10 protein-coding genes are annotated in these 12,288 nt (G+C 63.1%); 2 read left to right on the plus strand and 8 right to left on the minus strand.

Annotated elements, in window-relative coordinates; translation table 11 throughout:
- Positions 1-6: 6 nt before the first annotated feature.
- Positions 7-1,224 carry a DUF459 domain-containing protein gene (locus EN993_RS06960; protein WP_109659272.1) on the minus strand — a complete coding sequence of 406 codons (1,218 nt, stop codon included), beginning with the start codon at positions 1,222-1,224 and terminating at the stop codon, positions 7-9.
- Positions 1,225-1,355: 131 nt separating this feature from the next.
- Entirely contained in the window at positions 1,356-2,576 is a 1,221-nt protein-coding gene (locus EN993_RS06965; RefSeq protein WP_109661231.1) for a lytic murein transglycosylase, read from the minus strand.
- A gap of 209 nt (positions 2,577-2,785) precedes the next feature.
- Here EN993_RS06965 and galU point away from each other — a divergent pair, with 209 nt between their 5' ends.
- Positions 2,786-3,688 carry a UTP--glucose-1-phosphate uridylyltransferase GalU gene (gene galU / locus EN993_RS06970; protein ID WP_109659274.1) on the plus strand — a complete coding sequence of 301 codons (903 nt, stop codon included), beginning with the start codon at positions 2,786-2,788 and terminating at the stop codon, positions 3,686-3,688.
- Positions 3,689-3,736: 48 nt separating this feature from the next.
- Here the strand turns inward: galU and EN993_RS06975 are convergent, their stop codons facing one another.
- The gene (locus tag EN993_RS06975; RefSeq protein WP_164757565.1) at positions 3,737-5,527 is read right to left on the minus strand and encodes an outer membrane beta-barrel protein; all 1,791 of its coding nucleotides are present in this window, start codon (positions 5,525-5,527) and stop codon (positions 3,737-3,739) included.
- A gap of 248 nt (positions 5,528-5,775) precedes the next feature.
- On the opposite strand from EN993_RS06975, the gene EN993_RS06980 reads away from it, so the two are divergent.
- Complete coding sequence (locus EN993_RS06980) at positions 5,776-6,777, plus strand: KpsF/GutQ family sugar-phosphate isomerase (RefSeq protein WP_127262752.1); 1,002 nt, start codon at positions 5,776-5,778, stop codon at positions 6,775-6,777.
- Between the two features lie 64 nt (positions 6,778-6,841).
- On the opposite strand, the gene EN993_RS06985 is transcribed toward EN993_RS06980, so the two are convergent.
- From EN993_RS06985 to EN993_RS07005, 5 genes are all read right to left on the minus strand, one after another.
- A complete protein-coding gene (locus tag EN993_RS06985; RefSeq protein ID WP_109659278.1) occupies positions 6,842-7,306 on the minus strand; it encodes an NfeD family protein in 465 nt (154 codons plus the stop codon).
- Between the two features lie 11 nt (positions 7,307-7,317).
- Positions 7,318-8,268 carry an SPFH domain-containing protein gene (locus EN993_RS06990; RefSeq protein ID WP_109659280.1) on the minus strand — a complete coding sequence of 317 codons (951 nt, stop codon included), beginning with the start codon at positions 8,266-8,268 and terminating at the stop codon, positions 7,318-7,320.
- A 121-nt stretch (positions 8,269-8,389) separates the two neighbouring features.
- Positions 8,390-9,601, minus strand: a complete 1,212-nt coding sequence (locus EN993_RS06995; protein WP_109659282.1) for an FAD-binding oxidoreductase — start codon at positions 9,599-9,601, stop codon at positions 8,390-8,392.
- Positions 9,602-9,753: 152 nt separating this feature from the next.
- Positions 9,754-10,818 (minus strand): ferrochelatase, encoded by a 1,065-nt coding sequence (hemH, locus tag EN993_RS07000; protein WP_109659284.1) that lies wholly within the window; start codon positions 10,816-10,818, stop codon positions 9,754-9,756.
- A gap of 136 nt (positions 10,819-10,954) precedes the next feature.
- On the minus strand, positions 10,955-12,288 hold a 1,334-nt coding region (locus EN993_RS07005; RefSeq protein ID WP_127262753.1), incomplete at its 5' end, for a 5'-nucleotidase C-terminal domain-containing protein.

A 12,288-nucleotide genomic window follows, 5' to 3' on the forward strand; every position in this document is an offset into this window, starting at 1 on the left:
GCGTTTTTAGCGATTGATTGCCGTCGTGGTGTCGGTCGCGGCTGCAGCCTTGGGTGGCCAGGAGAAATCGTCGGCGCGGCCGGGCGAAGCCACGGGTGCCTTGCCCTCCACCACCAGCCTTTCGCCGGGCAGGTCCGGATCGGCCTTCGCCAGTGGTGCCGCGCCAAGCAACTCGGAGCCGCCGTCGAGCGCCGGATCGCTGAGCAGCATTGGCGCGGTGCGGTCGATGACGATGGGGGCTGCGGCCGGCGCCGGCGTCTCCACGGGAGCGCCCGCTGGCGCGGAAGCCGTAACCACGCTTCCCGGCGCGGACAGGCCGAGGATCTTCAACAGTGGTTTTTCGGTATAGAAGGCGAGCTTGCGCTTGCCTGCCTTCGAGACATTGATGCCGTCATCGGCGCGCAGCCGCACCGGTTGGCCGTTCATGTCGGGGCCGCTGGTGATGAAGGCGCCGTTCTCGTCGACGAACCCGTCCCAGACGTCGACGAATTCGCCGCCATGGCTTTCGGCCGCCTTATGGTAGATGTCGTTGAAGGCCAGCATGTCGGAGGTCATCTTCGGCACCCGGAACGCTGGCATGCCGACCCACAGGAAAGGCACTTTCGCAGTGGCGATGACCTTGCCGAGTGCATCGGTGCGACGCTCATATTCCTTGGTCCAATTCTCGGACCAAGGCTGCTCGCGCACATCCCCCACCTTCATCTGCTGACGGTCGTTGGAACCCAGCATGACGACCACGGCGGTCGGGTTTTCGGTCTCGATCAGCGATTTGATCTGTTCGGGCCAGTTGTAGAAATCATCACGCACGAAGCCGGACGAACCATTGGAGCGAGCAACGATCCTGACGCCGGGATTCTCGGCAAAGGCGGTGTCCAGGCCTTCGGCGAGGCCCGCCGCCATGAAGTCGCCGACCACCAGGACGACGCGGGCGTCCGGCGCCTTGTCTACCACCGGGGTTTCCGGCTCGGCTGGCGGGCGAGGGGCGCGGGGTTTCTTGGCCTTGGGTCTCGGTTTCGCCTGCTGGATGTCAAGCGGTGGCTCGATCCGCTCGCTGCGGCGCGGAAACAGAAGGTCGCGCAACGACCAGCCACGATTTTGCTGCTGCTCCTGCGCCATGGCCGGCGCGTGGAAGGCGCCAGCCACACAGACGGCGAGCACGACGATGGCCAGGACAAGCACCGGCACGCGACGAACAAGCCTTGCGATGCGCGCAGCCGAAGCCAACCGTTTCCTCCATCCCTTGGCGCGCTCCCGCGAAAAATCGCAGCGATTTTTTCGCGAAGAACCTTGCGCCAAACCTGATTACTACAGTGTCCTTTGCGCGCCCGGAAGGCTGCGTGACACCGCAGGTGGCTCTATTTCTGCCGGAGCCACTTCAGCACTTCCATGCTCGGATAGCCATCCTGGGTCAAGCCGGCCTTGGCCTGGAAGGCCATGATGGCAGTCTTCGAGCCGTCGCCGATCTTGCCGTCGAACTTGCCGTCATAAAGGCCATGCTGGGAAAGCCGCTTCTGCAGTTCCTGCCTTTCCTCGAAAGTGAGCTTGGTGAAAGGCCGCTTCCAGTCCTGCACGAGACCGCTGGAGCCTGCGATTTCGTCGGCAAGAAGACCGACGGCAAGCGCATATTTGTCGGCGTTGTTGTAGGCTTTGATGACCGTGAAGTTCTTGATCATCAGGAAGGCCGGCCCGCCGCGGCCGTCCGGCACCTTCAACGTCGCCTTGTCGGAGCCGTTCTTGAACGGCTTGCCGTTGGCCCTGACGACGCCGAGCGCCTGCCATTGCGACAGCGTCTTGGAACCGCCGGGAAGCTTGCCGGCAGGCAAGGCGACCTCATAGCCCCAGGTCTTGCCGGCCTGCCAGCCATTCTTCTTCAACAGGTTGGCGGAGGTCGCCAACGCATCGGGGATCGAATTCCAGATGTCGCGCTTGCCGTTGCCGTCCATGTCGACGGCATAATGCAGATAGCTGGTCGGGATGAACTGGGTGTGGCCCATGGCGCCGGCCCAGGATCCGCTCAGATGGCTTTCGTCGATATCGCCGGTCTGCAGGATCTTCAGCGCGGCGATCAGCTGGGTGCGGGCGAATTTCGCGCGCTTCGGATCGGCATAGGCCAAGGTCGCCAGCGAGCGCACGACATTGCGCATGATGTCGTCGCGCTTGAGGATCTCGCCATAGTTCGATTCCATCGACCAGATGGCCAGCAGGATGTAGCGGTCGACGCCGAACCTGGCCTCGATCCGGTCCAGCCACGGCTTCCATTTCCTGGCCATCTGCTGGCCGACGGAGACCGACTGGTCATGGACGCGGTTGTCGAAATAGTCCCAGGCAGGGGCCGTGAATTCAGGCTGCGTGCGCGCCTTTTCCAGCACCACCGGGTCAATATCCCTGATGTCCTTGAAGGCCTGGTCGTAGAGGGCGCCGGAAACACCGCTCTGCACGGCGGTGGCGCGGAAGCCGGCGACCCATTGCCGGAAACCGGCATCGGCGAAAGCGGGGCCAGGCATCAGCAGAGCGAGCGAGAGGCTGGCTGCCGCTACAATGCTGGTAAAACGTTTTGCGGCATTGCGAACGGACATCTTTTCCTCCTTCTCTGTCTCAGGAAAGACCATTCATCGCCGAACCAGGTTAGGAATTAGTTTACCATAGGTGCCACCGGGAACGAAAAGACGCCTCGAAGCTTTACCGGTGAACGTTCCCCTCAGTCGCCCAATAGTCCTCAATTCCGGCGTGAAAATGTCTTGATACGGGGATTGCGGAGCTGGCCATCAAACGGATAATTGACAGCATGAAGAGAGTTCGCAAGGCAGTCTTCCCGGTCGCCGGTCTCGGCACACGGTTTCTCCCGGCCACCAAGGCCGTCCCCAAGGAAATGCTGACCGTCGTCGACCGGCCAGTGATCCAGTATGTCGTGGATGAAGCGCGCGAGGCCGGCATCGAGCATTTCATCTTCGTCACCGGCCGCAACAAGGCCGTCATCGAGGATCATTTCGACATCCAGTTCGAGCTCTACGACACGCTGGCCCAGCGCGGCAAGGACGACCAGCTCGCTCGCCTGCAACGGCTGCAGCCGGCGCCGGGGCAGACCAGCTTCACACGCCAGCAGGTGCCGATGGGGCTCGGCCATGCCGTCTGGTGCGCCCGCGAGCTCGTCGGCGACGAGCCCTTCGCGCTTTTGCTGCCCGACATGATCATGCAGTCGGAGAAGAGCTGCATGAAGGCAATGGTCGAGCTCTACGAAGAGACCGGCAACAACATCATCGCCGTGCAGGAATGCGATCCCGCCGAAGCCCACAAATATGGCATCGTCGGCCGCGGCGAGGACACGCATCACGGCTTCCGCATCACCGAGATGGTGGAAAAGCCGAAGACCGGCACCGCGCCATCCAATCTCTACATCAACGGCCGCTACATCCTGCAGCCCGAGATCTTCAAGATCCTCGAAGGCCAGGAGAAAGGCGCCGGCAACGAGATCCAGCTCACCGACGCCATGCTGAAGCTGGAGAAGCAGCAGCCCTTCTATGGCTACCATTATCAGGGCCGCACCTTCGATTGCGGATCGCCGGAAGGCTTTGTCGAGGCCAATGTCGCCTTCGCGCTGTGGCGCAGTGACATGAACGAGAACATGGCCAGCGTGATCCGCACGCTTCTCGATGAGATAAAACCATCGGCGCGGCGCGGCGCGGCCTAAGGCAGGCACGCTGGAGACACGGCCTGACATGTCTGCTTGGCTAGATTCCTACCTCTGGACTTTCACGCCCAGGAAGATGCTGTTGGCGGTGTAGTCGCGACCCGGCAAATTGCTGGTCAGCTTTTCGGTCCTCACCCTTGTGGTCAGGCCGGCATAGCGGTTCAGCCACCATGTCAGTCCGGCCTCGGCGCTCAAGGTCAGGTCGTGGCCGTCGATGCCAATATAGTCACGCCAGTCGAGGCCCAACGCAGCATTGCCGGTGAGGTTGGCACGAATCTGGCGTTCGCCCGTCAGGCGGCCGGAATAGAGGATGTCGCCGCTTTCGTTAGCGGTGGTCGTGGGCTCGACTGTGGTCTTGCCGGTCAGGCCGATCGTCGTGCCGCGCTCCGGCGACCATTTGAGGTCGGCATTGACGGTCGCACCCGAAATCGCCTCCAGGTTTTTGTCGTCGATCGCTTCCCTGAGCCAGCCAGCCGAGAATTCACCCGATAGCTTCTCACCCATGTCGAGCGCAAGACCGGCGCGGGCGCCGAGCCGCGTCGACGAGCGCTCGAAGCCTTCGTTGTCGATGCGTTGGTCATAGGCCCGGCGGCCGACCTCGATTTCGGTGAAGGGGGTTATGGCGGGGGAGATCTCGTAGCCGGTCCGCAAGGTCGCGGTGTAGAGCGTGGAGTCTTGATCCTTCTGCGACAGCGAGGTGCCGTTTGAAAGCTTGGCGTCGCCATAGAAGTCGTGCGAGACCGCGCCGGTCAACGTGTACTGCATCTTGCCGACGTGTTTTTCGACGGCCAGGCTGCCGTCGACGGTCTGCCGCAGCGGCTGCTTGCTGACACCTGCAATGGCGTCCGGCGCCGACGCCGATTCCGGCACCGCCTCGTAGCCGAGCTTGGCGATGGCGCGCAATTCATTATCGAGGTCGACATTGAGCTGGCCTTCGATGCGCCCTTGCTCGTTGTGAACCGGGTAACCGGAGACGGTCTCGCGAAACAGGCCATAGCCGTCGATCGTGGCGGAGTTCTCGCGCCAGTCGGAGGCGGCGGAAAAACGCAGCGCCGTCTCGGACAACAGTGCCGACTTGCCGGCACTGCTCGAATCGCCGTTCGACGTGGCGGTCAGGCCCTGTTCGATCGTCGGCCGGATGACGAAGGAGCCCCATTTGACGCCGGTGGCGGCGAACGGATCATCCTCCGGCTTCTTTTTCTGGCCTTCGATGGCGTCCGTGCGCTCTGCACCTGGGTCGAGCTTCTGCTTGTCGGCGCTGTCGATGGTGAGGGCGCGGCGGTTGGCCGTCTCCTGATCGGTATCTGCACCATCGGTGGCGTCCGTCGTGGAGGCGGTCGTTGAAGCAGTGGTGTCGGTGTCTGCCGCCGTCGGCTTCTTCTTCTTTTTCGACTTGTCCGCAGCCTTGTCCTTGGCCTGGTCAGCCGCGTTCTGCCCGGCGGTCGATGAGCGGCGGCGAGGCTTGGGCGGTGCCGGAGTGTCGGCGGAGGTGTCGTCGGTGGCTGCCGGCGGGTCGAAAACGCTGCCGGCGGCAGTTGCGTCACCGGTGTCCGTGTCGTCAGGCACGGCGCCGGCGCTGGCCGGCAGATAGGTACGGGCCGGCGCATTGTCTTGCGCCGCATTGGTCGGCGCCTGACCTTGCGCTGCCAAAGCGAGTTGTCTCGCCTTGCGCTGCTGGTCGGACAGGATCGCCGATTCCGAAACTTCGCCGCGCAGTTCCGTTTCCTGCGCATGGAGCGCCGTTGGGCGCAGCAGGGCAGACATGCTGGTCGCCAGCAGCAAGGCGCAGACCGCCTTGCCCTTTCGTCCACTCGATTTTTCTGGCTGGACCCCGGACATCGCCACCACTGCTTGCGCGGCGCACGCGCGCCATACTTACCGAACCGTAAATGGGGATGGTTAACGGAGGGTTGAGGCGGGGCTCGTCAGCCGCTTGAAGCGCTGATTTCCAAAGGGATTCATGCCGCGCGCGTTAAGCTTTTGTTTTCACGCCTGTCGTTGTCGCAAACCACCGCACACGTTCGGACGACATGCCTGAGGCCATTTCTGTTGGACAGCGCGCCGGCAAAGCGCTAATCGCATCAGCCATGCATGCGGGATCCCTGGATAAGAAGCCTTTGGACAGGCAAGCCTCTATCGCTTCGGCGCTGAGGACGGTGGCAACCGAACAGGCGGGGGTCGCGGCCCTTGCCGACGCCCTCGAGAATGGATTGGCCGGGCCTTTTGCCCAGGCCGTCGACATGATCTCGAGGATTGAAGGGCGGCTCATCGTCACCGGTGTCGGCAAAAGCGGCCATATCGGATCGAAGATCGCGGCGACACTGGCCTCGACCGGCACTCCAGCCTTCTTTGTCCATCCCGCGGAAGCCAATCACGGCGATCTCGGCATGATCGCCAGGGACGACGCCATCATCGCCATGTCGTGGTCGGGCGAGAGCAAGGAACTGATGGGCATCGTTGCCTATTCCAGGCGCTTCTCCATTCCGTTGATCGCCATAACCGCCGGAGAGACATCGGCGCTGGCGCGGGCCGCCGACGTCGTGCTGCTGCTGCCGCGCACGCCGGAGGCCTGCCCGCACGGCCTGGCGCCGACGACATCGACGTTGCTGCAACTGGTGATGGGCGACGCACTGGCGATTGCCCTGCTCGAAGCCCGCGGTTTCACGCCGGATCATTTCCGCACCTTCCATCCGGGCGGCCAGCTCGGCGCCAACCTGACGCAGATCCGCGAGATCATGCATGTCGGCGACAGGCTGCCGCTGGTGGTTACGGGCACCGGCATGCAGGACGCGATCCTGGAACTGTCGCGCAAGGGATTTGGCTGCGTGGCGATCACCGACGCCGACGGTGCGCTGGTCGGCATCATCACCGATGGTGACATCCGCCGTCACATCGGCAGCAATCTGCTGGCGATGACGGTGGATCAGGTGATGACAAGAGGACCGAAGACGGCGACGCCGGACACGCTGGTGGCAACGGCCCTGCAGACGATCAACAATTCAGCCATCACCAGTCTGATGGTGGTGGAGGGCCGGAAACCAGTCGGCCTCATCCATCTGCATGATCTCTTGCGTATCGGCGCCGCCTAAGGTGGGCTGATATTAGGCTGATGCCGGCCTGACCTGAATCTCACACATCCTCAACGGCGTACGCTCAGACCGCCTCAACGGTCAGTTCCAGATCCGTGTCGGCCGCACCCGTCACGCGCACCTGCGTGCCGGCCGGCAGGTCCGGGCCGGAGACACGCCACAGCGTGTCGCCCAGCTTGATGCGGCCACGGCCGTCCCGGATCGGTTCGGCAAGTGTCGCCATGCGGCCGACCATCTGCGCGCCGCGCCGGTTGAGCAGCGGCTGGTCGGTTGGGTCGTTGCGACTGCCGACCAGTTTCTTGCCGACATAGGCCGAGACCAGCGATAGCGCCAGGAAGGCGAGGACCTGAACCTGCCAGGTCCAGAAGCCGGCGTCCCAGATCAGCAGCGACACCGCGCCGATGATCAGGGCGGCGATGCCGATCCACAGCATGAAGATACCCGGCGCGATGATTTCCATCACCAGCAGGACGAAGCCGAGAACCATCCAGTTCCACGGTCCGAGTTCGGAAATGATGCGGTCGATCATGGCTTATGATCTCAGTTCTCGCTCGGGCGCACGACCGGCGGGCGTGCGACCTGCCTCTGCGAGCCGGTGGTGCCTTCGCTGCGGAAGACTTCCTTGGCGATCTCGCCAATGCCGCCGAGCGAGCCGATCAGCGACGATGCCTCGAAGGGCATCAGCACGATCTTGCTGTTGGTGGCCGTGCCGATCCTGCCAAGCGCTTCGGTGTATTTCAGCGCCACGAAGTAGTTCAGCGCCTGCACGTCGCCCTTGGATATTGCTTCCGACACCACCTGGGTGGCGCGGGCTTCCGCCTCAGCCGAACGTTCGCGCGCCTCGGCGTCGCGGAAGGCGGCTTCCTTGCGGCCCTCGGCCTCGAGGATCTGCGACTGCTTGAGGCCTTCGGCGGCGAGGATCTGCGCGCGCTTGTTGCGTTCTGCCGTCATCTGCCGGCCCATCGATTCGATGAGGTTGGCCGGTGGGTTGATGTCCTTGATCTCGACGCGGGTGATCTTGATGCCCCACGGATGCGCCGCCTCATCGACGACACGCAGCAGGCGCTCGTTGATGGCGTCGCGGTTCGACAACAGCTCGTCGAGGTCCATCGAACCCATGACGGTACGGATGTTGGTCATCGTCAGGTTGAGGATGGCGTTCTGCAGGCCGGCGACCTGGTAGGCAGCCTGCGCCGCGTTGAGGATCTGGAAAAAGGCGATACCGTCGACACCGACAATGGCGTTGTCGCGGGTGATGATTTCCTGGCTCGGAACGTCGAGCACCTGCTCCATCATGTTCATCTTGGCGCCGATGCGGTCGACGAACGGGAAAATGAAATTGAGGCCTGGGCTCAGTGTCTTGGTGTAACGGCCAAAGCGCTCCACCGTATAGTTGTAGCCTTGCGGGATTGTCCTGATGCCTTTGATCAGAAGCACCAATACCAGAAGGGCAAGTGCACCAACCGCAATATCGAAACCACTGAAATCCATTTGGCTCTCCCTCAGACGAAGGCCGCACAAGCCATTCTCGCGCGGCCGACTTCACCAAAGACTTAAGTGTGTTTCAGATGCGTTACAATCAGGTGATGATGGATTGTTTGTGGTTTTGCACTCAGCGGTTGAAGGCAAACAGCCTTGCATCCGTGTCGTCTCGCCCGTCGATCGAGGCCGAGACAATCTCGGAAGCGATCTGCGAGAAGGTGATTCCGTTGCCGCCATAGCCCATCACCGCATGGATGCGCGGGTGGCGGGGAATGGCGCCGATATAGGGCAGCCCGGTGGTCGTGGTGCCGAACGAACCGGTCCAGGCGAATTCAGGCCAGGTGTCGAGATGCGGAAATAGCTGGCCGAGCTTCTCGGCGATGCGCGCGCTCTTGTCGCCGATCAGCGCGTCGCGCTGCGCCTCGTCGACAAAATCCTCGTCCTCGCCGCCGCAGACGACCCTGCCGTCGGCTGTCGCGCGCATATAGAGATAGGGGTCCGACGCCTCCCAAATGAAGGCCGCCTGTGGCCAGATATTTCGCGATTGCGGGCGTGTCGCAATCGCCCATGTCGAGATGATCCGGTGGGCCGCGGCCGGCACGATGTCGACCAACTCGTAGCCGGTGGCCAGAACAACGTGTTGCGCGGTTATGGTCGGTCCATCCCTGGTCGCGACGACAACCTCGTCGGCGCTGTCCTCGATCGCTGTGGCTTCGAGGGGGGCGTAGAAGCGTGCCTTGCGGTCCAGGGTCTTGAGCAATAGCCCGGCCGTCAGCTTGCGTGGGTCGAGTGCGATGTTGCCATGGCTGAGAATGCCGCCGTCGCGGTCGATGCCGAATGTCTCCGCCAGCGGCGCTGGTGTGAGATAGGTCGCGCCGATGCCGGCTAGCCGACGCGCCTCGACCTCGTCGCGCAGTTCCGACGGACCGAGCATCGTGCCGGCCAGATAGAGCGACGGCGTGCGGCTCGGGCCACATTTTATGCCGAGTTCGGCAATGCGGGCGGCGAGGTTGGAGACGGCGAGCCGCGAGCGCCGCCAGGCCTGTTCTGCCGCGACTTTGCCGATCATCTTCGAGAGCGTCGAAAGCGGCTGGTCGATTTCGAATTGCACCAGCGCGGTGGTGGCCGACGTGGATCCTTCCAGCGGGCCGCGGCGGTCGATGCAGATCACCGCATGGCCGTTCGCCGTCAGCGCCTCGGCCATCATGGCGCCGCTGATGCCCATGCCGATGATGAGCACATCCGTCTTGACGTCCCACGTCAGATTGTCCGTCGGCACCGCGGGCGCGCGATAGGCGGACCAGACGGGCCGGCCAGTTCTGAGGTCGAGTTTGCGTGGCATCGAATTCTCCGGAGGGCGCGCCTCAACGCCCCGGAGCGGGCGTTGTTCCGGTTCAGAGCGGCTCACCGCCTCACGGAAGCGGCGAGCCGCTCTGACTCTTGTTTGAAGCAATTCCGGACGGAAAACCGTTTCACACTTTTCCTGGAATTACTCTAGACCCAGCCGGACAGTTCGCGCCGCACCATCGCCTCGATCACCGCCATGCCCTCGGCGCTGTCGTTGAGGCAAGGGATGTGGGCGAAGTTCTTGCCGCCGGCATGATGGAAGGTTTCGGCCGCCTCGCGGCCGATCTCGTCCAGCGTCTCGATGCAGTCTACGGAAAAACCGGGATTAACGATGGCGATCGATTTCACGCCGTCCTGCGCGAGTTTCTCGACCGTCTTGTCGGTATAGGGCTGCAGCCATTCCTGCGCGCCGAAGCGCGACTGGAAGGTGATGATTAGTTTCTTGTCATCCCAGCCGAGCCGTTCGCGCAACAGCCGCGTCGTCTTCTGGCAGTGGCAATGATAGGGATCGCCCTTCTCGAAATAGGGCTTTGGAATGCCGTGATAGGAGGTGATGACAACCTCTGGCTCGAAATCCAGTGTCGTCAGATGTTGTTCGATCGAACGCGCCAGCGCTTCGATGTAGACCGGTTCGTCATAGTAGGGCGGCACGCTGCGGATCGCCGGCGCTCGGCGCATCTTCATCAAGGCGCGAAAAAGCTGATCGTTGGCGGTGGCGGTGGTGGTCGCCGAATATTGCGGATAGAGCGGGAACGAAAGAATGCGGTCGCAACCCTGTTCGACCAGTTTCTTGGTCACGCTCTCGGTCGAAGGATTGCCATAGCGCATCGCCCAGTCGACGACGACATCGGGCAGGTCGCGCAGGGCTTCGGCCAGCTTCTCGCCCTGGGCGCGGGTGTAGGTACGCAAAGGCGACTCGTTCTTCTCTCGGTTCCAGATCCGGGCATAATTGGCGCCCGACTTCTTGGGCCGTGTGGTGAGCACTAGGCCGTAGAGGATCGGATACCAGATCGCCCTGTTGAGCTCGATGACGCGTGGATCGGACAGGAATTCACGCAGATAGCGCCACATCGGCTTGAAGTCGGTACCATCCGGCGTGCCGAGGTTGACCAGCATGACGCCGATCTTGCCCGCCTTGACCGGCGGATGTCCTGCCGGCAGAGGGCCGAGCGCCTTTGCGGTTTTGGCATCGACAGGGGTGGAAAGCGTCATAAGGGTTCTCCGGGAGACGCGAACCTAAACTTCTTGCGCGCGCTTTCAATGCAGCGTCTGGCCGCACCTTAGCTCGAAAACAGGAAACCCGCCCGGTTTCCCGGGCGGGTGTCATTCTTGAAAAGGTGAAGCGACCTTACTTCGCCGGGATGGTCAGCGTGGCGCCAAGCTTAAGCTGGTGGGGCCTTTGACGCTTGTTGGCCTCATAGATTAGTTTCCACTTCGTCGCGTCCCCATAAGCCTTCTTGGCCAGATCCCAATAGGTATCGCCGGCAACGATGACATGGCTGGCTTCGGCTGGGGCGGCCTCCGCAGGCTTTGCCGGTTCTGCAGGTGCGGGCGCCGGAGCCGGGGCTGCTTCGGCTGGTTTTGCAGGTTCAGCCGGTGCCGGTGCGGCCGGCGGGGCTGGCGCTGTCTCTGTCGATATGGCCGGCGGTGTGTTGGCGATATCACCCGAGTTGGCAGGCAGTTCAGGCATTGCCGGCGCCGCATCGGCTGGCTTGGCGGCTTCAGCGGGTGCGGGCGCCGGGGTCGCCGGAGCGGCTTCCGCCGGCTTGGCCGGTTCGGCCGCGGGCGCCGCCGCGACGGTCGCTGCGATTTCAGTGATGCGGCCGTCGAGCTTCGGCGCGTAGGGCCGGTGGGCGCCGAGATAGTCGGCAACCACCTGTTCGAGGCCCGGACCGTAGTCGTAGGCATTCTTGGCCTTGTCGGCGAAGACCTTGTAGCCGTCGCCGCCCTGGCGGACATAATTGTTGGTGGCGACCAGATAGTCCTTGTCCGGGTTGAGCGGCGTCCAGGCGCCGCCTTCCATGACCTCCACCGACTTGACGCGGCCGGCATTGGGCGCGACGGATTTGTCGAAGGAATATTTCAGGCCGGCGACCTGCGGGAAACGTCCGGCGCCGTCCTCGATCTGGCTGAGGCCATTCTCGAGGCCGGCCACCAGGTCCTTGCCGGAAATCTGGAAGGTTGCCAGCGTGTTCTGGAACGGCAGCACGGTCAGCACCTCGCCCATGGTCACGGTGCCCTTGTCGATCGAGGCGCGCAGGCCGCCGCCATTGGAGATGACGATCTCGACGCCCTGTCCCTTGACGCGGTCGAGGATGGCGTCGGAGACTAGGTTGCCCATCGCGCATTCGCGGGCGCGGCAGCTCTCGCGGCTGCCGTCGATCACGTCGGAGGTCTCCGCCACTTCCTTGTTCTTCAGCGCCTCGATCGGCGCGCCAAGCTCCTTGATGCGGGCGAGCACGGCCGGGTCGGGCGCGATCGACTTGTCGAGATAGATCGGGTCGCCGCTGGCCGATTTGACGACGCCATTGTCGTCGAACACCACCTTGAACTCGCCGAGATATTTCGAATAGGACGCCGCCTGCACGACCGGCACCTTGTAACCGTCCGGGTTGTCGACCATCGTCGGATAGGGGCCTTCCGCCTTGGGGTCGGTGTTCGACAGCAGCGAATGGCTGTGGC

The sequence above is a fragment of the Mesorhizobium sp. M7D.F.Ca.US.004.01.2.1 genome (assembly GCF_003997785.1).
GTDB lineage: Bacteria > Pseudomonadota > Alphaproteobacteria > Rhizobiales > Rhizobiaceae > Mesorhizobium > Mesorhizobium loti.

Coding starts and splice junctions, on each gene's coding strand:
- galU (WP_109659274.1), top strand. CDS start 2,786: ATGAAGAGAGTTCGCAAGGCAGTCTTCCCGGTCGCCGGTCTCGGCACA.
- EN993_RS06980 (WP_127262752.1), top strand. CDS start 5,776: ATGCATGCGGGATCCCTGGATAAGAAGCCTTTGGACAGGCAAGCCTCT.
- EN993_RS06985 (WP_109659278.1), bottom strand. CDS start 7,306: ATGATCGACCGCATCATTTCCGAACTCGGACCGTGGAACTGGATGGTT.
- EN993_RS06990 (WP_109659280.1), bottom strand. CDS start 8,268: ATGGATTTCAGTGGTTTCGATATTGCGGTTGGTGCACTTGCCCTTCTG.
- EN993_RS06965 (WP_109661231.1), bottom strand. CDS start 2,576: ATGTCCGTTCGCAATGCCGCAAAACGTTTTACCAGCATTGTAGCGGCA.
- EN993_RS06995 (WP_109659282.1), bottom strand. CDS start 9,601: ATGCCACGCAAACTCGACCTCAGAACTGGCCGGCCCGTCTGGTCCGCC.
- EN993_RS06975 (WP_164757565.1), bottom strand. CDS start 5,527: ATGTCCGGGGTCCAGCCAGAAAAATCGAGTGGACGAAAGGGCAAGGCG.
- hemH (WP_109659284.1), bottom strand. CDS start 10,818: ATGACGCTTTCCACCCCTGTCGATGCCAAAACCGCAAAGGCGCTCGGC.